The 23,917-nt window shown below is 69.7% G+C and carries 18 protein-coding genes; 8 read left to right on the top strand and 10 right to left on the bottom strand.

The genetic code is table 11. The annotated features are described in order from the left end of the window. Positions 1–5: 5 nt before the first annotated feature. Together gshB and K7957_RS13715 are read left to right on the top strand one after the other, a co-directional pair. Positions 6–965 carry a glutathione synthase gene (gene gshB / locus K7957_RS13720; protein WP_223012538.1) on the top strand — a complete coding sequence of 320 codons (960 nt, stop codon included), beginning with the start codon at positions 6–8 and terminating at the stop codon, positions 963–965. Between the two features lie 19 nt (positions 966–984). Next, a complete protein-coding gene (locus K7957_RS13715; protein WP_223012537.1) occupies positions 985–1,587 on the top strand; it encodes a DedA family protein in 603 nt (200 codons plus the stop codon). Positions 1,588–1,623: 36 nt separating this feature from the next. On the opposite strand, the gene K7957_RS13710 is transcribed toward K7957_RS13715, so the two are convergent. After that, on the bottom strand, positions 1,624–2,538 hold the full coding sequence (locus K7957_RS13710) for a tyrosine recombinase XerC (RefSeq protein ID WP_223012536.1): 915 nt from the start codon (positions 2,536–2,538) through the stop codon (positions 1,624–1,626). A gap of 89 nt (positions 2,539–2,627) precedes the next feature. On the opposite strand from K7957_RS13710, the gene K7957_RS13705 reads away from it, so the two are divergent. Continuing rightward, positions 2,628–4,085 (top strand): diguanylate cyclase domain-containing protein, encoded by a 1,458-nt coding sequence (locus tag K7957_RS13705; protein WP_223012535.1) that lies wholly within the window; start codon positions 2,628–2,630, stop codon positions 4,083–4,085. 19 nt (positions 4,086–4,104) lie between these two features. On the opposite strand, the gene K7957_RS13700 is transcribed toward K7957_RS13705, so the two are convergent. Together K7957_RS13700 and K7957_RS13695 are read right to left on the bottom strand one after the other, a co-directional pair. Further along, the gene (locus tag K7957_RS13700; RefSeq protein ID WP_223012534.1) at positions 4,105–4,857 is read right to left on the bottom strand and encodes an SDR family NAD(P)-dependent oxidoreductase; all 753 of its coding nucleotides are present in this window, start codon (positions 4,855–4,857) and stop codon (positions 4,105–4,107) included. A 167-nt stretch (positions 4,858–5,024) separates the two neighbouring features. Beyond that, complete coding sequence (locus tag K7957_RS13695) at positions 5,025–5,603, bottom strand: putative antibiotic biosynthesis monooxygenase (RefSeq protein WP_223012533.1); 579 nt, start codon at positions 5,601–5,603, stop codon at positions 5,025–5,027. A 101-nt stretch (positions 5,604–5,704) separates the two neighbouring features. On the opposite strand from K7957_RS13695, the gene K7957_RS13690 reads away from it, so the two are divergent. Next, entirely contained in the window at positions 5,705–7,876 is a 2,172-nt protein-coding gene (locus K7957_RS13690; protein ID WP_223012532.1) for a primosomal protein N', read from the top strand. Between the two features lie 19 nt (positions 7,877–7,895). On the opposite strand, the gene K7957_RS13685 is transcribed toward K7957_RS13690, so the two are convergent. From K7957_RS13685 to K7957_RS13660, 6 genes are all read right to left on the bottom strand, one after another. Further along, complete coding sequence (locus K7957_RS13685; RefSeq protein ID WP_223012531.1) at positions 7,896–8,147, bottom strand: ATP synthase F1 subunit epsilon; 252 nt, start codon at positions 8,145–8,147, stop codon at positions 7,896–7,898. Between the two features lie 85 nt (positions 8,148–8,232). After that, positions 8,233–8,709, bottom strand: a complete 477-nt coding sequence (locus tag K7957_RS13680; RefSeq protein WP_223012530.1) for a CCDC90 family protein — start codon at positions 8,707–8,709, stop codon at positions 8,233–8,235. 36 nt (positions 8,710–8,745) lie between these two features. Next, entirely contained in the window at positions 8,746–10,233 is a 1,488-nt protein-coding gene (gene atpD, locus K7957_RS13675; protein ID WP_223012529.1) for a F0F1 ATP synthase subunit beta, read from the bottom strand. A gap of 103 nt (positions 10,234–10,336) precedes the next feature. Further along, positions 10,337–11,215 (bottom strand): F0F1 ATP synthase subunit gamma, encoded by an 879-nt coding sequence (locus K7957_RS13670; protein ID WP_223012528.1) that lies wholly within the window; start codon positions 11,213–11,215, stop codon positions 10,337–10,339. Positions 11,216–11,311: 96 nt separating this feature from the next. After that, entirely contained in the window at positions 11,312–12,841 is a 1,530-nt protein-coding gene (gene atpA, locus K7957_RS13665; protein ID WP_223012527.1) for a F0F1 ATP synthase subunit alpha, read from the bottom strand. A 4-nt stretch (positions 12,842–12,845) separates the two neighbouring features. After that, positions 12,846–13,415 (bottom strand): F0F1 ATP synthase subunit delta, encoded by a 570-nt coding sequence (locus K7957_RS13660; RefSeq protein ID WP_343228414.1) that lies wholly within the window; start codon positions 13,413–13,415, stop codon positions 12,846–12,848. A 418-nt stretch (positions 13,416–13,833) separates the two neighbouring features. Between K7957_RS13660 and K7957_RS20575 the strand changes: the two genes are divergently transcribed. The 3 genes from K7957_RS20575 (at position 13,834) to ppc (ending at position 19,325) form a co-directional block, all read left to right on the top strand. Beyond that, entirely contained in the window at positions 13,834–14,697 is an 864-nt protein-coding gene (locus K7957_RS20575) for an Ada metal-binding domain-containing protein (protein ID WP_343228413.1), read from the top strand. A 201-nt stretch (positions 14,698–14,898) separates the two neighbouring features. Beyond that, the gene (locus K7957_RS13650) at positions 14,899–16,413 is read left to right on the top strand and encodes a TadA family conjugal transfer-associated ATPase (protein WP_223012525.1); all 1,515 of its coding nucleotides are present in this window, start codon (positions 14,899–14,901) and stop codon (positions 16,411–16,413) included. Positions 16,414–16,643: 230 nt separating this feature from the next. Continuing rightward, positions 16,644–19,325: a phosphoenolpyruvate carboxylase gene (ppc, locus tag K7957_RS13645; RefSeq protein ID WP_223012524.1), complete on the top strand. Its 2,682-nt coding sequence runs from the start codon at positions 16,644–16,646 to the stop codon at positions 19,323–19,325. A 164-nt stretch (positions 19,326–19,489) separates the two neighbouring features. Here the strand turns inward: ppc and pepN are convergent, their stop codons facing one another. Further along, positions 19,490–22,084 (bottom strand): aminopeptidase N, encoded by a 2,595-nt coding sequence (pepN, locus tag K7957_RS13640; protein WP_223012523.1) that lies wholly within the window; start codon positions 22,082–22,084, stop codon positions 19,490–19,492. 136 nt (positions 22,085–22,220) lie between these two features. On the opposite strand from pepN, the gene K7957_RS13635 reads away from it, so the two are divergent. Then, a complete protein-coding gene (locus K7957_RS13635; RefSeq protein ID WP_223012522.1) occupies positions 22,221–23,909 on the top strand; it encodes a M28 family peptidase in 1,689 nt (562 codons plus the stop codon). Positions 23,910–23,917 lie beyond the last annotated feature (8 nt).

Genomic DNA, 23,917 nt, shown 5'->3' with positions numbered 1-23,917 from the left:
AGTCCATGGCGCTCACCGTCGCGGTCCAGATGGACCCGCTCGACCAGATCAACATCGCCGGCGACTCGACCTTCGCGCTGATGCTCGCCGGCCAGGCGCGCGGGCACCGCCTGTTCCACTATACCCCCGATCAGCTCAACTGGTCGGACGGTAGGCTGTGGACCAGCGCGCGTCCGGTGACGGTCCAGCGCGTGCCGGGCGACCATTTCCGCTTCGAGGAGCCGGTGGCGCTCGACCTCGACGACGCGGCCGACGTGGTACTGATGCGCCAGGATCCGCCGTTCGACCTCGGCTATATCACCGCCACCCACCTGCTCGAGCGGGTCGCGGATCGCACCATCGTGGTGAACGATCCCGCCAGCGTGCGCAACGCGCCTGAAAAGGTGTTCGTGCTCGACTATGCGCGCTTCATGCCGCCGACCTTGGTGACTCGCTCGCTCGACGAGACACGCGCCTTCCTCCGGCAGCACGGCGCGATCGTGGTCAAGCCGCTCCACGGCAACGGCGGCAAGGCGATCTTCCGCGTCGGCCCCGAAGGCGAGAACCTGTCCGCGCTGATCGAGGTGTTCAACCAGACGTGGCGCGAGCCGCACATGGTCCAGGCCTTCCTCCCCGACGTCGCCAAGGGCGACAAGCGCATCGTGCTGGTCGACGGCCAGGTGGCGGGGGCGATCAACCGGCTCCCCGGCGAGGGCGAGATCCGCAGCAACCTCGCGGTCGGCGGCTCGGCGGAGAAGACCGAGCTCACGCCGCGCGAGCGCGAGATCTGCGCCGCGCTCGGGCCCGAGCTCAAGCGGCGCGGGCTGATCTTCGTCGGCATCGACGTGATCGGCGGCGAGTGGCTGACCGAGATCAACGTCACCTCGCCGACCGGTATCGTCGCGATCGAGCGGTTCGACGGCACCGACGTCGCCGGTCTCATCTGGGACGCGATCGAGCGCCGCCACGCGGAACGGACGCGCTGACCGCGCCGTTGCCGGTCACGTGACCGAGTTCATCGTCAGCTGGATCGTCAAAGGCGGCTACCTCGGCATTTTCCTGCTGATGGCGCTGGAGAATGTCGTTCCCCCCATTCCCTCCGAGGTGATCATGGGGCTGGGCGGCATCGCGGTGGCACGCGGGCAGATGGAGCTGGTGCCGCTGCTGCTCTGGGGCACTGCCGGGACCACCGCGGGGAACGTCTTCTGGTACGTGATCGGCCGACGCGTCGGTTACGCGCGCTTCCGGCCTTTCGTCGAGCGTCACGGGCGCTGGCTGACGATGGACTGGGAGGACGTCGAGCGGGTGCAGCACTTCTTTCACCACCATGGCGGCTGGGTGATCTTCGTCTTTCGCTTCATGCCGACCTTTCGCACGATGATCTCGCTGCCCGCCGGCATGGCGGCGATGCCGCTGTGGCGATTCCTCGTCATGACCTTCCTCGGCAGCATCATCTGGAACGCGGTGCTGGCGGGCGCGGGCTATTATCTCGGCAGCCGCTTCAGCGAGCTCGACCGCTATGTCGGGCCGGTCGGGATCGTCGTGACGGTGTTGGCGCTGGGCTATTACGTCTACCGCGTCGTGACTTGGTCGCCGCGCGCCGAATAGCGGACAGATCCTCGCCGGCACGGGGAGAGTTCAACCTCACCCCCTCGGGTGCGCGGCGCGATAGACGTCGAGCAGGTGCGCCGCGTCGACCGCCGTGTAGACCTGGGTCGAGCTCAGGCTGGCATGGCCGAGCAGCTCCTGCAGCGCGCGCAGGTCGGCTCCCCGGCCGAGCAGATGGGTCGCGAAACTGTGGCGCAGCGCGTGCGGCGTGGTGCGCTCACCCAGCCCCAGCCGCGCGCGCGCGCCGCGCACCTTGAGCCGTACCACGCCGGGTGAGAGCGCCCCGCCCTTGACCCCGCGGAACAGCGGCGCCTGAGCCGCGAGCGGCCACGGACACAGCGCGGCGTAGCGCTCGATCGCGGCGCGCACATCGGCGAGCAGCGGCACCACGCGGGTCTTGCCGCGCTTGCCGGTGACGCGCAGCGTGTCCCCGAGCGGCAGCACCCCGCTCAGCAACGTCACCGCCTCGCCGATCCGCAGCCCGGCGCCGTACAGCAGCAGCAGCACCGCCCAGTCGCGTGCCGCCACCCAGGGCTCGTCGCTGTCCTCCGCCACGTCGCTGGCAAGGGCGACCGCCTCGCCCGGTCCGATCGGGCGCGGCACCCCCTTGCGCACGCGCGGTCCGCGCAGCCGCGGTGCCGTCGCCGTGCCGCCTGCCCAGTCGAGGAAGCCGCGCACGGCCGAGAGCTCGCGTGCCGCCGAGGCATTGCCGAGCCCCGCACCGCTGCCCACCCCGGCACCGCGCCGCCGCGCGAGGTAGGCGCGCAGGTCAGTCGCCTCGATCCGCGCCAGTCGCGCGCGATCCACCTCCTCGCCCCAGTGTTCGGACAGGAAGGCCAGCAGCCGCGCCGCCGTGGCGCGATAGGCGCGGACCGTATGCTCCGAGCGGCGCCGGTCGCGCGCGAGATGGATCGCATAATGATCGGCAAGCGTCAGCGGGACGTCCAGCATCGCGGTCGAACTTCTCCTTTCGTCGCAATTTGCGTGCTTACGCGCGGGAGGAAAAGGTAAATTAACGGGAGGCAACCATAAGGTCGGCGATGACAATCCTTCCTTCTCCCACGGCTTCCGCGGACGAGTCGAGCCGCCTCGCCGCGCTGAACGCGCTCGCGCTGCTCGACAGCGAGCCAGAGAAGGAGTTCGACGCGCTGGTCGCCCTCGCCGCGCAGCTGCTCGGCTGCCCCATCGCGCTGCTCAACCTGGTCGACCGCGACCGGCTGTGGATCAAGGCAAGCGCGCGGCCGACCGAGACGCGCGAGCTTCAGCGCGACATCGCTTTCTGCGACCGCACCGTTGCCGAGCGCGACATGGTGGTGATCGAGGATCTCGCGGCCGACCCGCGCTTCGGCACCAGTCCATTGGTGGTGGACAAGGGGCTGCGCTTCTACGCCGGCGCGCCCGTCAACGTGTTGGGCCAGGACGGCGCGCGCCACACCGTTGGCACGCTGTGCGCCATCGACGTCGCGCCGAGGACGCTCGACGAGCCGGCGCGCGCCGCGCTGCGCCACCTCGCCGCGCTCGCCGAGGCGCTGCTGGAGGCGCGCCGCACCGCGCTCAAGGCGATCCATATCGCCACCACGGGCGAGCTGCTCGTCACGCGGCTCGCGCGGCAGGACCATGTCTTCCGCCAGGCCGAGCAGATCGCGATGATCGGCTCGTGGCGGCTGTCGATCGCGGATCAGTCGCTGGAATGGTCGGACAACGTCTACCGCATCCATGGCCTGCCCCTGGGGGAGAAGCCCGACCTGTCGCGCGCACTCACCTTCTATCCCGCAGCCGTGCGTGACGGCATCGCCACCACGATCGCGGCGGCGATCCGCGACGGTCGGCGCTTCGATTTCGAGAGCGACTTCGTCACCGCCGACGGGCGTACGCTGCGCGTCCGCTCGATGGGCGACCCCGAGCTCGTCGACGGCGAGGTCGTCGGCATGATCGGCGTGTTCCAGGACATCACCGACCGCCACGCGCTCGAAGTGCAGCTGCGTCACGCCGCCGATACCGACGCGCTCACCGGCTTGGCCAACCGCGCCGCCTTCGACCGCGCGCTCGACTATGCGATGGCGCGAGCGCGCCGTGATCGCACCCCGCTCCATCTTGTGCTGATCGACCTCGACGGCTTCAAGGCGATCAACGACACGCTGGGCCACGCCGCCGGCGACGACGTGTTGCGGCTCACCGGCGCGGCGCTGTCCGAGCCGTGGCTGAGCGGCACGCTCGCGGCGCGGATCGGCGGCGACGAGTTCGCGCTGATCGTCGAGGACCCCGCGCTGCTCGCGGGCCTCGACTCGCTGCGCGAGCGGGTCGAGGCGGCGCTGCGAGTCGCGGTCGAGGCGAACGGCGTGACGATGACGAGCGCCGGTTCGGTCGGCATCGCGGCCTTCGACGACGACTGCCACTCGCTGCGCGACCTCGCGCGGCGCGCCGATGTGCTGCTGTACCAGGCCAAGCGCGCGCGCGTCGGCCAGCGCCGCTTCGCCCCGCCGCGCCGCGTGGCATAACGACGCCTACCGCCACGGATCAGCCGCCCCGCGCCACCTGGAAACCCGCGAAGGACTGGGTCACCGGCATCAGCTCGAGCCGGTTGACGTTGAGATGTGGCGGCAAGGTCGCGATCCACAGCACCGTCGCGGCGATGTCCTCGGCGGTCATCGGCTCGGCGCCGGCGTAGAGCGTGTCGGAAGCGGCCTGGTCGCCGCCGGTGCGTACCAGGGTGAACTCGGTCTCGACCATGCCCGGGTCGATCGCGCTGACTCGCACCCCCGTGCCGTGCAGGTCCGAGCGCAACATCAGCGTGAACTGCTGCACGAACGCCTTGGTGCCGCCGTACACGTTGCCGCCGGGATACGGGTAGCTGCCCGCGACCGAGGCGAGATTGATGATCGCGCCCCTGCGCTCGATCAGCTCGGGGAGCAGCCGGTGCGTGATCGCCACCAGAGCCGTGACGTTGGTGTCGATCATCGTTTTCCACTGCGCGAGATCGGCGTGCTGCGCGGGGCTGGTCCCCAACGCGAGCCCGGCATTGTTGACGAGCAGGTCGATGCCGCGGAAGCGCTCGGGCAGCGCGTCCAGCGCCGCCGCGACCGCGTCCTCGTCGCGCACGTCGAACACGGCCGGCAGCAGGACATCGCCGAGTTCGGCGCGGAGCGTGTCGAGCCGCTCGCCGCGCCGCCCGCTCGCGATCACCTGCCAGCCGGCGTTGACCAGCGCGCGCGCCGTGGCGGCGCCGATGCCCGAGGTGGCGCCCGTCACGATCGCCGTCTTCACCGTCATTCCGATCTCCTCTCGCGGTCAGGCGCGTGCCGCCCTGGCGGGGGCGCGCCGCGGCGTCGTCGCCCCATTAGCGGTTCAGGGAACTTGGTCCAGCGCCCCATCGCTCGCGGGCGCCGCGACCTTCACGCGAGATCCCGGTCGCTTCACCCAAGGCGGACGCCGCGCCCTCAATCGTCGTTCGTGACACGCGCGTCACCGTCGCTGTCGCGCATCGTCCAGGGCTTGAGCCTCCGCGCCAGCGCGGGGCGGACCAGCCACGTCATCAGCGCGACGAGGAAGCAGGATTGCAGCAGCGCGCGCCAATACCAGGGCGGCTGCATCGGCAGCAGCTGGATCAAGCCGTTGAACAGCAGGACCAGCGGCAGCACGCCGAGCCAGCTCATCAGGAACAGCTTCCACTTGGGACCGTCGCCGTCACTCGGCAGCCGCGCCACCGCGGGCGCGCCCGCCACCTCCTGCGTGCGCGGGGTGGAGAAACGATCGCCCTCGCGCATCAGCCGCGCGTAATCGTCCGAGCGGCGCCATGCCTCGAGCGAATCGTGCGAGGCGAAGCGCTGGAGCGTGTGGAACAGGCCGCCGGTCTGCTCCAGCCGCAGCCCACCGCGATGACCGTGCGCCGCCGCGGCGCTGCGATCGACGCGCTCGGCCCAGGCGCGGAAATCGTCCTCGGCGCCCTTGGCGAGCACGCGCGTCACGATCAGCGCGATGCCGGCCTCCGCTCCACCGTCGTGATCGTCGCGCGCCATGCTGGCCAAAGCTCCGGCAGCGTACCGCGGTTCCGCCGCGTCACGCGTCGCGCTGCCGCGGCGGGCTTCCCGCCGACTCCGGCCTGCCCCATATGGCGCCCATGTCTTCTCGTGCGCGCGTCCTCGTCCTCAACTCCGCGCTCGGTCCGCTCGACTATCGCGTGCCGCGCGAGCTGGACGTCGAGCCGGGCTCGATCGTGGTCGCGCCGCTCGGGCCGCGCCAGCTGCTCGGCGTGGTGTGGGAGCCCGAGCGGATGCCGTCCGACGCCGAGGTCGGCGACAATCGCCTGCGCAACCTGCTCGCCGTCGCTGAGGTCCCGCCGCTGCGCGCGCCGCTACGCCGGCTGATCGAGTGGACCGCGGACTATTATCTCGCGCCCCCTGCGGCGGTGGCGCGGATGACGCTTTCGTCCAGCGCGGCGCTGGAGGGGGCACGTAGCGCGGTCGAGTATCGCGCCACGGGTGCGGTGCCCGACCGGCTGACGCCGCAGCGCGCGCAGGCGCTCGAGCGGATCGGCGACCGGCAAGGATTGATCCGCGAGCTGGCGACGATCGCCGAGGTGAGCGACGCGGTGATCCGCGGGCTGGTCAAGAGCGGCGCGATCGAGGCCGTCGAGGTCGGCATCGACAGCCCCTTTCCGCTGCCCGACCCCGACCACGCGCCCCCCGCGCTCTCGCCCGAGCAACGCGAAGCGGCGACGACGCTGGTCGGCGCGGTCGAGGCCGTCGCGTTCCGGCCGATCCTGCTCGACGGCGTCACCGGCTCGGGCAAGACCGAGGTATATTTCGAGGCGGTCGCGGCGGCACTGCGCGCGGGCAAGCAGGTGCTGGTCCTGCTCCCCGAGATCGCGCTGACCGAGCCCTTCCTCAAGCGTTTCCACGACCGCTTCGGCTGCGAGCCGGTGGCGTGGCACTCCGGGCTACGCGCGACGCAGCGGCGCCGCGCCTGGCGCGCGGTGGCGAGCGGCGAGGCCAAGGTGACCGTCGGGGCACGCTCCGCGCTGTTCCTGCCCTACGCCGAGCTCGGACTGATCGTGGTCGACGAGGCGCACGAGACCAGCTTCAAGCAGGAGGACGGCGTCCACTATCACGCGCGCGACGTCGCGGTGATGCGCGGGCTGTTCGAGCGCTGCCCGGTGATCCTCGCCTCCGCCACGCCCGCGATCGAGACCCGCCATCAGGTCGCGCTCGGCACCTATGCCGAGGTGAAGCTGCCGGGCCGCTATGGCCTCGCCGAGATGCCGGCGATCGCGGCGATCGACCTGATCGAGGAGCCGCCCGAGCGCGGCCGCTGGCTCAGCCCGCGGCTCGTCGAGGCGCTGCGCGACACGCTCGCGCGGGGCGAGCAGTCGCTGCTGTTCCTCAACCGCCGCGGCTATGCGCCGCTCACGCTCTGCCGCACCTGCGGGCACCGTTTTCAATGTCCGAACTGCACCGCCTGGATGGTCGAGCATCGGCTGACACGCCGGCTCGCCTGCCATCATTGCGGCCACGTTGAGCCGGTGCCGCGGCTCTGCCCCGAGTGCAGCAACGAGGATACGTTGGTGGCGTGTGGCCCCGGGGTCGAGCGGATCGCCGACGAGGTCGCGGCGCTGTTTCCCGAGGCGCGCGCCGCGGTGGTGACCTCGGACACGATCTGGTCGCCCGCCAAGGCCGCCGAGTTCGTCGCCCGGATGGAGGAAGGCGCGATCGACATCGTCGTGGGCACGCAATTGGTGACCAAGGGCTATCACTTTCCCAACCTCACCCTGGTCGGGGTGGTCGACGCCGACCTCGGGCTCGACGGCGGTGACCTGCGTGCGGCCGAGCGCACCTTCCAGCAGATCCGTCAGGTCTCGGGGCGCGCCGGGCGCGGCGCCAAGAAGGGGCAGGTGTTCATCCAGACGCACAGCCCCAAGGCGCAGGTGATGCAGGCGCTGGTGACGGGCGACGCCGATGCCTTCTACGCCGCCGAGACCGAGGCGCGGCAGGACGCGGGGGCGCCGCCGTACGGCCGCTATGCCGCGATCATCGTCTCGAGCGAGGAGCAGAACGCCGCGCACGAGGTGGCGCGGCTGATCGGGCGCCACGCGCCCGAGGTCGAGGGCATGGCGGTGTACGGCCCCGCCCCGGCGGCGCTGGCGATGCTGCGCGGGCGGCACCGCTTCCGCCTGCTGGTCCATGCGCGGCGCGCGCTCGACGTGCAGGACGTGATCCGCGCCTGGCTGGGCGCGCTCGACTGGCCGGCTAAGGTGCGGGTCGCGGTGGACGTCGACCCGTACAGCTTCCTGTGAGACGCGCCGGCGAGCGGCCTCAGCCGGCGTGCTCGGCCAAGACGGTCAGTCCCTTGGCGTTGACCTCGGCGAAGCCGCCGCGGATCGCGATCGTCTCGGGCGCGGCGCCCGGTGCCTTCTGCACCAGCACGTCGCCGTCGCGGATCGTCGACATGAAGGGCGCGTGCCCCTCGAGCACGGCGAAGTCGCCGTCGGTGCCGGGCACCGTGACCATGTGCACCTCATCCGAGCGGACCAGGCGTTCGGGGGTGACGAGTTCGAAGTGCAGCATAGGTCTGATATCCTGTACGGCGTGGAAGGGGTGAGGCCGAGGCGCGCGGGCGACATCGCACGGGTGTCGACGCGGGGCTAGTCGATCATAGCTTCAGCACCGCGATCAGCACGCCGGTGGCGGTGAAGATCGCGCCGACGAGCCAGGTCAACAGCTGCGTCTTGGCCGACTCGATCCGGGCGGTCATGCGCTCCTCGACCAGGCGGAGATCGGTGGCGACCTGCATGAAGCGCGCGTCGACTTTGACGTCTGCCTCCTCGAGTCGCGCCTCGATCTGATCGAAGCGAGCGTCAACCTGGGCAAAGCGCGCATCGACCCTGGCGGCCTCTCGATCGAAGCGAGCGTCGATCCGGGCCGCCTCCTGGTCGAAGCGGGCTTCGATCCGGGCGGCCTCCTGCTCGAAGCGGGCATCGATCCGCTCGCCGAGCCGATCCAGGTCCGCCCTCGTCGCCGCGCCCTCGCTCATCGCGCGACCGATCGCCGCGGCGATGGCCTCGGCCTGGTCCTGCGGCAGCGCCGCCGCGCGCAGGTCCTTCGCGATCGAGAGCGTGTCGATGCCCATGCCCTTGAAGGTAGCCGAGCACCGACGCCGAGTCGATCAGGCGTCCTGCGCCAGCTTCTCCGCTTTGGCGACTGCCTCGTCGATGCCGCCGACCATGTAGAAGGCGGCTTCGGGCAGATGGTCATACTCACCGTTCACCACCGCCTTGAACGAGCGGATCGTGTCATCGAGCTGGACGAACTTGCCCGGGATATTGGTGAACACCTCGGCGACGTGGAACGGCTGCGACAGGAAGCGCTGGATCTTGCGCGCGCGGCTGACCGTCAGCTTATCCTCCTCCGACAGCTCGTCCATCCCCAGGATCGCGATGATGTCCTGCAGCGACTTGTACTTCTGCAAGGTCGCCTGCACCGCACGCGCGGTCTCGTAGTGATCTTGGCCGACGGTGCGCGGCTCCAGCACGCGGCTGGTGGAATCCAGGGGATCAACCGCGGGATAGATGCCCAGCTCGGAGATCGCGCGGTTGAGCACCGTCGTCGCGTCAAGGTGCGCGAACGACGTTGCCGGCGCCGGGTCGGTCAGATCGTCCGCGGGCACATAGACGGCCTGGACCGAGGTGATCGAGCCCTTGTTGGTCGAGGTGATGCGCTCCTGCAGCGCGCCCATGTCGGTCGACAGCGTCGGCTGATAGCCCACCGCCGAGGGGATGCGGCCGAGCAGCGCCGACACTTCAGCACCCGCCTGGGTGAAGCGGAAGATATTGTCGACGAAGAAGAGCACGTCCTGGCCCTCCTGGTCGCGGAAATATTCCGCGATGGCGAGACCGGACAGCGCGACGCGCGCGCGCGCGCCCGGCGGCTCGTTCATCTGGCCGTAGACCAGGGCCACCTTCGAGCCCTCACTGATCGCGTTGCCCTCGGCGTCCTTGGCGATCACGCCCGCGTCGAGGAACTCATGGTACAGGTCGTTGCCCTCGCGGGTGCGCTCGCCGACGCCGGCGAACACCGAGGTGCCGCCATGGCCCTTGGCGATATTGTTGATCAGCTCCTGGATCAGCACGGTCTTACCGACGCCGGCGCCGCCGAACAGGCCGATCTTGCCGCCCTTCGCATAGGGCGCGAGCAGGTCAATCACCTTGATGCCGGTGACGAGGATCGCGCTCTCGGTCGATTGGTCGACGAACAGCGGCGCCGCGGCATGGATCGGCGCACGCAGCTCGGTCTGCACGGGGCCGCGCTCGTCGATCGGCTCGCCGATGACGTTCATGATACGACCCAGCGTCGCGGGGCCGACCGGCACCTGGATCTGGCCGCCGGTGTCGGTCACGTTCTGGCCACGGGTGAGACCCTCGGTCGAGTCCATCGCGATCGTGCGGACGGTGTTCTCGCCGAGATGCTGCGCGACCTCGAGCACCAGCCGCTGGCCGTTGTTGCTCGTCTCCAGCGCCGACAGGATCGCGGGCAGGTTGTTGTCGAAGTGCACGTCGACGACCGCGCCGATCACCTGGCTGATACGGCCGACGTTGTTGCTGCCCGACCCGGTGCTCCCGCTGGTCGGGCGAATGTCTTCGGCGAGGGTTGCCATCACATCTTTCCTTGGTTCGTCTGCCCCGATGTAGGCGCGGAGCGGGTGAAGGTCACGGCCGACAGCCGCTCCTTGATGATATCGGTGCGGGTCACCCGCCGGGTCACAGCGCCTCGGCGCCGGAGATGATCTCCACCAGCTCGGTGGTGATCGCCGCCTGGCGCGCGCGGTTGTACTGGATGCTGAGCCGCTTGATCATGTCGCCGGCGTTGCGGGTGGCATTGTCCATCGCCGTCATGCGGCTGCCCTGCTCGGACGCGGCATTCTCCAGCATGGCACGGAAGATCTGGTTCGCGACGTTGCGCGGCAGCAGGTCCGCCAGGATCGCCTCCTCGCTCGGCTCATATTCCACCGTGGCGTCGCCGGCGTTGGCCAGCTTGGGCTCGCCGCGATCGGGGATCGCGACCGGGATGATCTGCTGGCCGACCGGCAGCTGTACCAGCGCCGACTGGAACTTGGCATAGAACAGGTGCGCGACGTCGAACTCACCCGCGGTGTAGCGCGCGATCAGGTCGTCCGCGATCGCCTTGGCGTCGTCGAACGCCACGGTCTTGACCGTCGAGAGATCGTGGTCGACCTTGATCGCCTGCGGGTAGAAGCGGCGCAGCACACGCCCCTTCTTGCCGGCCAGATAGAAGATCACGGTCTTGCCCGCGGCCTCCAGCTCCTCGGCCTTGCGGCGCGCGGCGCGGACGATGTTGGTGTTGAACGCGCCCGCCAGGCCGCGCTCCGAGGTGGCGACCACCAGCAGATGCACCTGGTCCTTGCCCGTTCCCGCCAGCAGCGGCGAGGCGCCGACGCCGACGTTGCGCGCCAGGCTGGCGACGACGCCCTCGAGCCGCTCGGCATAGGGGCGGCCGGCAATCGCCGCCTCCTGCGCGCGACGCAGCTTGGCGGCGGCGACCATCTTCATCGCCTTGGTGATCTTCTGCGTCGACTTGACCGAGCCGATGCGGATCTTGAGGGCCTTGAGTGACGCCATTTCCTGCCTTCTCGTGCTCCTGCATAGGCAGGAGCCCAGGGTTTTTCAGCGGATCGACTGTAGCACTGGGCTCCCGCGTACGCCGGAGCCCGCACCTCAGGCGAAGGTTTTCGCGAACTGATCGAGCGCGCCCTTGAGCTTACCCTCGGTGTCCTTGCCCAGCTCGCGCGAGTCGCGGATCGTGCCCAGCACGTCGGCATGGTCGTTGCGGAGGAACGCCAGCATCGCCGCCTCGTAGCGCGTCACGTCGGCGACCGGCACCTTGTCGAGATAGCCGTTGGTGCCGGCGTAGATCGACGCGGTCTGCTCCTCGAACGGCATCGGCGAGAACTGCGGCTGCTTGAGCAGCTCGGTCAGGCGCGCGCCGCGGTTGAGCAGCCGCTGCGTCGAGGCATCGAGGTCCGAGCCGAATTGCGCGAACGCCGCCATCTCGCGATACTGCGCCAGCTCCAGCTTGATCGAGCCCGACACCTTCTTCATCGCCTTGGTCTGCGCCGCGCCGCCGACGCGGCTGACCGACAGGCCGACGTTGATCGCGGGGCGGATGCCAGCGAAGAACAGGTCGGTCTCGAGGAAGATCTGGCCGTCGGTGATCGAGATCACGTTGGTCGGGATGTACGCCGAGACGTCGCCCGCCTGGGTCTCGATGATCGGCAGCGCGGTGAGCGAGCCGTTGCCGTTGGCGTCGTTCATCTTCGCCGCGCGCTCGAGCAGGCGCGAGTGGAGATAGAAGACGTCGCCCGGATAGGCCTCGCGGCCCGGCGGACGGCGCAGCAACAGCGACATCTGGCGATACGCCACCGCCTGCTTCGACAGGTCGTCGAACACGATGACCGCGTGCATCCCGTTGTCACGGAAATACTCGCCCATCGCCGTACCCGTGTAGGGTGCGAGGAACTGCAGCGGGGCGGGGTCGGACGCGGTCGCGGCGACGACGATGGAATAGTCCATCGCGCCGTTCTCCTCGAGCGTGCGGACGAGCTGCGCGACGGTCGAGCGCTTCTGGCCGACCGCGACATAGACGCAGTACAGCTTCTTCGACTCGTCGGTGCCGGCGTTTGCCTGCTTCTGGTTGATGAACGTGTCGATCGCGATCGCGGACTTGCCGGTCTGGCGGTCGCCGATGATCAGCTCGCGCTGGCCGCGCCCGACCGGCACCAGCGCGTCGATCGCCTTGAGCCCGGTCTGCACCGGCTCGTGCACCGACTTGCGCGGGATGATGCCGGGCGCCTTGACCTCGACGCGGCTGCGCTGCTCGGCGACGATCGGGCCCTTGCCGTCGATCGGATTGCCGAGCCCGTCGACCACGCGGCCGAGCAGGCCCTTGCCGACGGGCACGTCGACGATGGTACCGGTGCGGCGGACGACGTCCCCCTCTTTGATCTCCGAGTCCGAGCCGAAGATCACGACGCCGACGTTGTCCGCCTCCAGGTTGAGCGCCATGCCCTGCACGCCGTTCGAGAATTCGACCATCTCGCCGGCCTGGACGTTGTCGAGCCCGTAGATGCGGGCGATGCCGTCACCGACGCTGAGCACCTGGCCGGTCTCGGACACCTGGGCCTCGGTGCCGAAATTGGCGATCTGGTCCTTGATGACCTTCGAGATTTCTGCGGCGCGGATATCCATGTGGTTAGCCCTTCATCGCGCTGGCGAGCGCATTCAAACGGGTACGGATCGAGGAATCGATCATCTGGGAGCCGATGCGAACGACGAGTCCGCCGAGGATCGACGGATCGACCTCGAGGTCGACCGACACCTCGCGGCCGACGCGGCGGCGGAGCTGCTGCTTGAGCTCGTCGACCTGCTCAGGCGTGAGCGGGTGCGCGCTGGTCACCTCGGCGGTGGTCTCGCCGCGATGGCGCGCCGCGAAGGTGCGGAAGGCGCGGATGATCTGCGGCAGCTGCGAGAGCCGGCGATTCTCCGCGAGCACGCCGAGGAAGCTGCGCGTGGTCGCGTCCACGCCGATCGCATCCGCCGCCGCGACCACCGCGCGCACCGCGTCGCGCCGCGCCACGACGGGCGACGCGATCAGCGCTCTGAAGTCGGCCGATTCGGCGAGCGTGTCGCGCACCGCGGCGAGGCTGCGCTCGACCTGGTCGACCGCCTTGGCCTCCACCGCCAGATCGAACAGCGCGCTCGCGTAGCGTCCGCCGAGGCTGGCCTGGATGCTGCTGCCCTGATTACCGCTGGAACTCTCCACGCGATCCACTTTCCTCGCATAAACCCAAGGGTGTCGAACCCATGCGACCGAGTGGCGCGCGACCGCGCCTTCGCTTGGGTGACGGCGCGCGTAGCAAAGGGTTGCCGGGGATGCAACCGAAGCGGGCGCGGCAGTGTTGAACGTGCTCAACGCGGCGCGGTGGCGCCGGGGTTCGACCGCAAGGCGCGGGATGCGGCGACGCGGGCGGTAGCGTATAGATAGGCGAAAAGGGGCGTTGCTCGTGGAACGTCGCCGCGACCGAATACAAAAGAGATCGCCGATGGCTCACGCGGCACCCCCGCTCCTCACACCCGCGTCAGCCCGGACCTGTTCCGGGATCCGCCCGTCCGAGCATGCCGCGGCGACGGCGCGTGGGACACCGTGGAACGCGGAACAGGTCCGGGATGACGGAGTGCCTGTGGTAGACGGCGACGCCCGCCCCGCCTCCTCCACCACCATAAAGGCCCCCGCCGCCATCGATCCCGACGCCGCCTGGGCCGCCTTCACGCGCCGCGACCGTGCCTGTGACGGCCGCTTCGTCGTCACGGTCAGCTCGACGCGCATCTACTGCCGCCCGAGTTGCGCCGCGCGACGGCCGCGGCGCGAGCACGTCGGCTTCCTCCGCGACGGCGCGGCCGCGCGCGCGGCGGGCTATCGCGCCTGTCTACGCTGCCTGCCCGACGACGTCGCGCGCGACGCGGCGGCGGTGACGCGCGCGCTCACGCTACTCGACGAGGCCGAGCGCCCGCTGTCGCTCACCGAGCTCGCCGCGGCGGTCGGCTACGCGCCGCATCACTTCCAGAGGCTGTTCACGCGCGCCACCCGCCTCTCTCCCGCCGCCTATGCGCGCGACCGGCGCACGCTCCGCGCCGCCGCGGCACTGCGCGCGGAGGGCAAGGTCACCGCGGCTATCTATGCCGCGGGCTATACCGGCCCCAGCCGCTTCTACGCCGACGCCACCGCGCTGGGCATGGCGCCCGCCGCCTGGGCGAACGGTGGAACGGGCGAGCGAGTCGGCTGGTGCGTGCTGCCGACGCCACTCGGCCCGCTGCTGGTGGCGCAGACCGAGCGCGGTCTGTGCCACGTCGGCTTCGACGAGGACGCGCCGGCGCTGGCGGAGCTGCTACCAGCGGCGACGGTGAGGCAGGCGGACGATCGCGAGCGGTCGCGCGCGTTGCGCTGGGCGGAGTCCGCGTCGCTGCCGCTCGACGCGGCGTTGACAGAGGCGCAGCGGCGCGCGGTGTCCCTCGCCGGAATACGTGTCCGGGCACGGATCGAGTAGATCTCTGCTCCCGCGCGTGCAGGTGCAGAGGATGATGAGCGCCTTCCTCCGCGACTCTGCAGAGCGGAGAATTTCTCTTACTGCACCAGGACCTCGCCGAGGCACGGTGCGGCGGGCTCGCGCCGGTCGCGCCCGTGGTTAGTCGATTATAAAGGCTTGTCGCTTAGCTCGATCCCCGGACTTTCGAGGATGATCGGGTCGATGAACGCGTTCGGACGCCGCAACGGCGGGATGGGGACGACAGGCGCGCGCGGCGGCTTCGGCGTGGCACGGCCCATGCAAGCCAACCCCCATGCGCGGCCCGAGGCCGAGCCCTTCCCCACTGCCGACGCATCCGCGCTGCCAGGCGAGGGCGACGCATCGCTGGTGCCGCAGGGCACGGTCGACGCGATGCAGCGCCTCGCCGACCGGCAGAACGCCAGCGGCGACGCCGGCGCGAGCCGGATGGAGGGCTTCGAGGCCTCGATCCACCGCATCAAGGAGCAGGTGCTGCCGCGCCTGCTCGAGCGCGTCGATCCCGAGGCCGCGGCGACGCTCGGCAAGGACGAGCTGGCGGAGGAGTTCCGCCCGATCATCGGCGAGGTGCTCGCCGAATTGAAGCTGACGCTCAACCGCCGCGAGCAGTTCGCGCTGGAGAAGGTGCTGGTCGACGAGCTGCTCGGGCTCGGGCCGCTCGAGGAGCTGCTCGCCGACGCCGACATCAGCGACATCATGGTCAACGGCCCCGACCAGACCTTCGTCGAGCGCAAGGGCAAGCTGGAGCTGGCCAACATCCAGTTCCGCGACGAGGAGCACCTGTTCCAGATCGCGCAGCGGATCTGCAACTCGGTCGGCCGCCGCGTCGACCAGACCACGCCCCTCGCCGACGCGCGCCTCAAGGACGGCAGCCGCGTCAACGTGATCGTGCCGCCGCTGAGCCTGCGCGGCACCGCCATCTCGATCCGTAAGTTCTCCGCCAAGCCGATCACGCTCGACATGATGGCGGGCTTCGGCAGCATGTCGGCGAAGATGGCAACGGCGCTCAAGATCGCCGGCGCGTGCCGCTTCAACGTCGTGATCTCGGGCGGCACCGGCTCGGGCAAGACGACGATGCTCAACGCGCTGTCGAAGATGATCGACCCGGGCGAGCGCGTGCTGACGATCGAGGACGCCGCCGAGCTGCGGCTGCAGCAGCCGCACTGGCTGCCGCTCGAGACCCGCCCCGCCAACCTCGAGGGCCAGGGCGAGATCTCGATCCGCGATCTCGTCAAGAACGCGCTGCGTATGCGCCCCGACCGCATCATCCTGGGCGAGATCCGCGGCAGCGAGTGTTTCGACATGCTCGCCGCCATGAACACCGGCCACGACGGTTCGATGTGCACGCTCCACTCCAATAGCCCGCGCGAGGCGCTGGCGCGTATGGAGAACATGGTGATGATGTCGGACATCAAGGTGCCCAAGGAGGCGATCAGCCGACAGATCGCCGACTCCGTCGACATGATCATCCAGGTCAAGCGCCTGCGCGACGGCTCGCGCCGCGTCACCAACATCACCGAGGTGATCGGGATGGAGGGGCCAGTGATCGTGACGCAGGAGCTGTTCAAGTTCGAGTATCTCGACGAGAGCGCCGACGGCAAGATCATCGGCGAGTATCGCTCGATGGGGCTGCGCCCGTACACGTTCGACAAGGCCAAGCAGTTCGGCTTCGATCAGGCGTATCTGGAGGCATGTCTGTGAGCGCCGGGCACGACGTTTTTGTAGAATGACGGTCTTCTTTTTTTCCGTCACCCCGGACTTGTTCCGGGAGTCACGGCGCCGCGCAATCAGCGGCCTGTTAACAAGTGGATGGTGGATCCCGGACCAAGACCGGGATGACGAGGGGGCGGATAACCGCGGCCGCCCCCGCACCTTCCCCTAATCAGTCCTAACCGGTTGACCCCGCGCCTGCCGCGACGCAGCATCGCGGCATGGCCACACTCCCCCCGATCACCAACAATCCCGATGTCCGCTATCTCGGCCGCGTGCTGGGCGACGTTATCCGCGCTTACGGGGGCGAGACGCTCTACGAGCGCACCGAGGCGATCCGCTCCGCCTCGGTCGAGCGCCACCGCGGCAACGGCCAGGGCTCGCCCGATGTGGGCCTCGGCGCGCTCGACCTCGACGAGACGCTCGATTTCGTGCGCGGCTTCATGCTCTTCTCGATGCTCGCCAATCTCGCCGAGGATCGCCAGGGGATCGCCGCCGAGGAGGGCGCCGACGTCGCCGCCGCGCTCGGCCGACTGGCCGAGGCCGGGGTCGACCGCGACCAGGTGCTGGCGCTGCTCGAGCGCGCGCTGATCGCGCCCGTGCTCACCGCTCACCCCACCGAGGTGCGGCGCAAAAGCATGATCGATCACCGCAACCGCATCGCGCAGCTGATGGCGCTGCGCGATCGCGGGACCGACACCACGCCCGAAGGGGACCAGGTCGACGAGGCGATCGTGCGCCAGGTCGCGCTGTTGTGGCAGACCCGCGTGCTGCGGCGCGAGCGGCTGTACGTCACCGACGAGGTGGAGACCGCGCTCAGCTACCTGCGCGACGTGTTCCTGCCGGTGATCCCCGCGCTCTACCAGCGCTGGGATCGCGCGCTCGGCGCGCGCGTGCCCGCCTTCCTGCGCCCGGGCAGCTGGATCGGCGGCGACCGAGACGGCAACCCCTTCGTCACCGCGGACAGCCTGCGCGCCGCGCTCGCCCGCGCCTCGCGCGCGGTGCTGGGCTATTATCTCGACCAGCTCCACGCGATGGGCGCCGAGCTGTCGATCTCCTCCGATCACGGCGCGGTCGACGAGGGCGTGCTCGCGCTGGCCGAGGCGAGCGGCGACACGTCGGAGACGCGCAGCGACGAGCCCTATCGCCGTGCCATCAGCGGCATCTACGCTCGCACCGCGGCGACCTACCAGAAGCTCACCGGCGAGCCCGCGCCGCGCCCCGGCACGCTGCGCGGCGAACCCTATCCCGACCCCGCCGCGTTGCGCGCCGACCTCAAGACGATCGCGCGCCCACTCTCGGCCGAGGGGGCCGGCCTGCTCGGCACCGGCGGCGCGATCGGGCGGCTGATCCGCGCGGTGGAGGTGTTCGGCTTCCATCTCGCCACACTCGACCTGCGCCAGAACAGCGCGGTGCACGAGAAGGTCGTCGCCGAGATGCTGCGCGGTGCCGGCGTCTGCGCCGATTACACCGCGCTTGACGAGGACGCGCGCGTGATGCTGCTGCGCCAGGAGCTGGCGACGCCGCGCCCGCTGACAAGCCGCTTCACGGCTTTCTCGGACGAGACCGCGTCCGAGCTGGCGATCGTCCAGGCCGCCGCCGAGGCGCATGCCAACTATGGTACGGCTTGTATCCGCCAATATATCGTCTCGATGACGAAGTCGGTGTCAGATCTGCTTGAGGTCCACCTGCTGCTCAAGGAAGTCGGCCTGTACCGCCCCGCGACCGGCGACGCGGCCGCCAGCGCGGCGGTGATGGCGGTGCCGCTGTTCGAGACGATCGAGGACCTCGAGGCGGCGCCGGCGATCATGACCGAGTGGTTCGCCATCCCCGAGGTGCGCGACATCGCACGCGCGCGCGGCCACCAGGAAGTGATGATCGGCTATTCCGACAGCAACAAGGACGGCGGCTATCTCACCTCGACGTGGCAGCTCTCACGCGCCTCGACCGCGCTGAAGCCGGTGTTCGACGCCGCCGGAGTGGGCATGCAGCTCTTCCACGGCCGCGGCGGCGCGGTCGGGCGCGGCGGCGGATCCAGCTTCGCCGCGATCCGCGCGCAGCCCGCGGGCACGGTACAGGGCCGCATCCGCATCACCGAGCAGGGCGAGGTGATCGCGGGCAAATACGGCACACGCGAGAGCGCCACGACCAACCTGGAGGCGATGGCCTCGGCGACCTTGCTCGCCAGCCTCGAGCCCGAACAGCTGTCGAACAGCGACAATGCCAGTTTCGCCGCGGCGATGGACCGGCTCTCCGACGCCGCCTTCCGTGCCTATCGCGGGCTGGTCTACGAGACGGAGGGATTCCGCACCTTCTTCCGCCAGATGACGCCGATCGCCGAGATCGCCGGACTCAAGATCGGCAGTCGACCGGCCAGCCGCAAGCAGTCGGACGCGATCGAGGACCTGCGCGCCATCCCCTGGGTATTCAGCTGGGCGCAGGCGCGTGTGATGCTGCCGGGCTGGTACGGCGTCGGCCAGGCGATCGCCGCCTTCGAGGACCGCGCGCTGCTGCGCGACATGGCGCAGGGCTGGCCGTTGTTCGCCGCGACGCTGGCCAACATGGAGATGGTGCTCGCTAAGTCGGACATGGGGATCGCCGAGCGTTACGCCGGGCTGGTCGAGGATCCGGGCCTGCGAGACACGGTGTTCGGACGGATCCGCGACGGCTGGCGACAGACGCATGACGGGCTGCTCGACGTCACCGACCAGTCGCACCTGCTCGAGAAGCACCCCGCGCTCGACGCCTCGATCCGGCTGCGTCTCCCCTATATCGAGCCGCTCAACCTGCTCCAGATCGAGCTGATGAAGCGCCACCGTGCGGGCGAGGCCGACGAGCGCGTGCGCCAAGGCATCCTGCTGTCGATCAACGCGATCGCGACGGCGCTGCGCAACTCGGGGTGAGGAGCGGCGCGTCGTTCCTGTCGCTAGCTGCTTGCCCCCGTCATGCCCGCGACCCAACGTCATCCCCGCGCAGGCGGGGATGACGTTGGTTGAGATACGACGTGGCTACATAATCCGACCGCACCTCACTTCGATCACGGCTCTCAAGCGGTCGGCGGCGACACCTATCCTTCCAGACTCTTCGACGCCTGCTCGAACAGGTCCTTGCTGATCCCCGGCGTCGCGACGATCCGCTCCAGCTCGGCGCGCATCAGCGCCGCGCGCGTCGGGTCGAAGCGGCGCCAGCGACCGAGCGGCGGTAGTAGCCGGGCCGAGGTCTGCGGGTTGAGCGGGTCGAGGGCGAGCAACTGGTCTGTCAGCCATCGATAGCCGGCGCCCCCGGTGACGTGAAAGGCCCGCTGGTTGACCGCGAATGCGCCGATCAGCGCGCGCGCGCGATTCGGGTTCGCCAGCGAGAAATCAGGGTGGCGCGCCAGCTCGACGACCAGCGCGGGCGTATCGTCGCGCGAGGACAGCGCCTGCGTCTGGAACCATTTGTCGAGCACGAGCGGATTGTCCGCGTAGCGCGCGTAGAAGGCCGCGAGTGCGGCGTCGCGCTCGTCGGAATAGCCGCTCGCCAGCGCGGTGAGCGCGCCCTGCCGATCGGTCATATTATCCGCTGCTTCGAACTGCGCCCAGGCCAGCGCCGGCGCATCCGCCGCGCCGCCCGCTTGGAGGTAGTGGAGCGCGACGTTGCGCAGCCGCCGCACGCCTTTCGCTGCCGGCGTGTAGGCGTAGGGCGCGCGCTCGGCCGGGTCGCAGGCGGCGCGCCAACGCTGGTCGAGCGCACGCGCGAGCGCGCGCCGCAGCGCCTCGCGCGCGGCGAAGACCGCCTCCGGGTCTACCGTGGCGAGCTGGTCGCCGATGAAATTCTCCGACGGTAGCAGCACCGCCTCGGCGACGAAGGCGCGATCGAGCGCCGGATCGTCGAGCGTGTCCGCCACCGCCTCGACCACAGCGCGATTGTCGGCCTCACCCTCGACGGTGGCCGCCACCAACGTGTCGAGCATGAGCTGCTGCATCGCCTCATAGCGCGCGAACGAATCATCGTCGTGGCGCGCGAGAAAGGCGAGGTCGGCGGCGGTACGGTCACTCTCGACGATCACCGGCGCGGAGAAACCGCGGTTGAGCGACACGATCGGTCGCTCGGCCACCTCCTCGAAGGCGATGCTCTCCGCCCCGTCGCGCAGCACCACCAACTGCTCCGCGCCGAGCGCCTGGCCGGTGGCGCTGCCGAACAGGCGTACCCGCAACGGCAGCACCTGCGGCACTTTGCCGCTCTGGCCGGGCGTGTCGGGCACCTTCTGCGCGAGGTGGAGCAGCGCTCGGCCGCTGCCGGGTTCGTGCTCGACCGTGGCAGAGACGCGCGGCGTGCCCGCCTGGCTGTACCACAGGCGAAACTGCGCCAGGTCAGCGCCGCTCGCCTCCTCCATGCAGCGGACGAAATCCTCGCAGGTGGCGGCGGTGCCGTCGTGGCGGTCGAAATACAGATCGGCGCCGGCGCGAAAGGCAGCGTCGCCGAGCATCGTCGCCAGCATGCGGATCAGTTCGGCACCCTTGTTGTAGATGGTGGCGGTGTAGAAATTGCTGATCTCGATATAGCTCTCGGGGCGCACCGGATGGGCGAGCGGACCGGCATCCTCGGGAAACTGCGCCGCGCGCAGGCCGCGCACGTCCTCGATCCGCTTGACCGCGGCGGAGCCCTGGTCGGCGCTGAACGACTGGTCGCGGTAGACGGTGAAGCCTTCCTTGAGGCTCAGCTGGAACCAGTCGCGGCAGGTGACGCGATTGCCCGACCAATTGTGGAAATATTCGTGTGCCACTACCGCGGCAATGGCGTCATAGTCATAGTCGGTCGCAGTATCGGGATCGGCGAGGATGTACCGGCTGTTGAAGATATTCAGCCCCTTGTTCTCCATGGCGCCGAAGTTGAAATCGTCCACCGCGACGATGTTGAACACGTCGAGATCGTATTCGCGGCCGTAGACTCGCTCGTCCCAGGCCATCGAGAGCTTGAGCGCGTCGAGCGCGTGCGCGGTCTTAGGCAGATCGGCGGCGCGGACCCAGATGCCGAGGGCCACCTCGCGCCCCGAACGCGTGGTGAAGATGTCGCGGTTGACCGCGAGATCACCCGCTACCAGCGCGAAGAGATAGGAGGGCTTGGGATAGGGGTCGTGCCACTCGGCCCAGTGCGTCCCATTCTCGCCCTCGCCCTGCTGGACCGGGTCGCCGTTGGCGAGCAGCACGGGGAAGCGGCCCCGGTCTGCGCTCATCCGGACGCGATAGGTGGCAAGCACGTCCGGGCGATCGGGGAAATAGGTGATGCGGCGGAAACCCTCGGCCTCGCACTGGGTGCACAGGATCCCGCCCGAGGCATAGAGACCCATGAGCTGGGTGTTGCGGTCGGGCGCGATCTCGACCTCGGTCTCGATCACGTGGCGGTCGCCGGAGAGCGGCACGACGAGCTGCTCGCCCTCGATCGTCCAGTCCTGGAGGGGTGCGCCGTCCACCGTCACGGCGAGCGGCACCTGCCCCGCGCCGTCGAGCCGCAGCGGCAGGTCGTGCGTGCCGTTGCGCTGCACGTTGAGCCGGGCTCGAACGCGGGTGAGCGTAGGGTCGAGTGCGAAATCGAGCGCGACCTCGGGCACGAGCCAGGCGGGCGCCTGATAGTCGCGGCGATAGGTGACCAGGGGTGCGGCGGCGTTGAGGCGTGCGTCCATGGCCTTGACTATAAACGCGCAGCGCGTTGGTTCCACGGGAAAGCGGCGTACGCCGCCGCCCCACCGAGCCATTCGGCAGGTGCGCGACGTGAAAAGCTAAGCTACGGCGATTCCTTCCAATTGCCGAAGGTCGCCGATGTATCGTCGTATCGTCACTCCGCTGCTGATCGCCTGCGCCACCGTCGCCACCGCCCAGACGTCCGCGCCCGCCCAGACCCCCGCCCCGGCCCCGACGCCCACGCCGAACGCGCGCAACGCCGCGCTCACCGCATCGCTGCCGGCCGAACAGGCGGCGATGAAGGCGCACGTGATGTTCCTCGCCTCGGACGCGATGCGCGGGCGCGAGGCCGGCAGCGGCGAGTACGACATCGCCGCGCAATATGTCGCCGCGCAATTCTACGCCGCCGGACTCAAGCCGATGGGTGACGACGGCGGCTACCTGCAGAAGGTCCCGTTGACTGCCTACAAGATCGCGGACCGCGGCGCGTTCAACTGGGCGCCGGCGGCCGGCGGGCCGCAGACGCTGGCGTTTGGCACCGACTACGTGCCCACCGCCAATCCCGCCGCCAAGCAGACGCGCGTGTCCGCACCATTGGTCTATGTCGGCTACGGCCTGTCGGCGAGCGCCTATGGCATCGACGATTACGCGGGCGCCGACGTGCGCGGCAAGATCGTCGCCTATGTCGGCGGGGTGCCCGCCGGGCTGCCCAGCGAGGTGGCGGCGACGCTGAGCGGTGCACCCGCGCGGCTCGCCGCCGCGGCGGCGCACGGCGCAGTGGGAGCGGTCGCGATCGCCGACCTGCGCTCGCCCGGGCGCGGGGCGCCGGGGTTCGACGCGGTAAAAAAGGGCTATGACTCGGAGCGCGTGACCTGGGCGCTGCCCGACGGCACCGGCAGCACTGCCTCGCCCTCGGTCCCGCTGCTCGGCACGTTGTCCCCCGCCGGCGCGGCTAAGCTCTTCGGGCGCGACTGGGCGACGATGGCGCGGGCGGCGAAGAAGAAGGTGCTGCGCGCACGCCCGATCACGGCCGCCGGCACGCTCACCGTTCAGAGCGCGACCGGCTTTCGCTCGCTGCCGAGCAGCAACGTCATCGGCATGATTCCCGGCACCGATCCGAGCGTCGGACGCGAGACCGTGGTGCTGTCCGCGCACCTCGATCACGTCGGCGTCGGCAAGGCGGTGAAGGGCGACACGATCTACAACGGCGCGCTCGACGACGCGATCGGCATCGCCAGCCTGATCGAGGCCGCCAAGCGCTTCAAGCAGGCGCCGCCGCCGAAGCGATCGGTGCTGTTCCTCGCCGTGACGGCCGAGGAGAAGGGGCTCGTCGGCAGCGACTATTTCACCAATCACCCGACCGTGCCGATCGCCGACATCGTCGCCGACGTGAACCTCGACATGCCGATCCTGACCTATAAGTTCGAGGACATGGTGGCGTTCGGCGGCGACCGTTCGTCGCTCGGACCGATCATCGCGCGCGCGGTCGGCGCGATCGGCGTCGGCCTCTCGCCGGATCCGATGCCGGAGGAGGCGATCTTCGTCCGCTCGGACCATTTCCGCTTCGTGCAGAAGGGCGTGCCCTCGGTCTTCCTGTGGCCGGGGCAGAAGGGGCCGGGCAAGGCCGCGGTCGCCGACTTCATGGGCAATTGCTACCACAAGCCGTGCGACGATCTGTCGCAGCCGATCCTGTGGGACCAGGGGGTCCGCTTCGTCGACGCCAATTACCGCATCGCGCGCGAGATTGCCGACGCCGCCGACCGGCCGCGCTGGAACAAGGGCGATTATTTCGGCCTGTTGTTCAAGGGCCCGATGGCGACACAATGAGCCGCCGC

Origin of the sequence: Sphingomonas yunnanensis (genome assembly GCF_019898765.1) — a bacterium.
GTDB lineage: Bacteria > Pseudomonadota > Alphaproteobacteria > Sphingomonadales > Sphingomonadaceae > Sphingomonas > Sphingomonas yunnanensis.
This window is presented reverse-complemented; position numbering and strand designations above follow the sequence as displayed.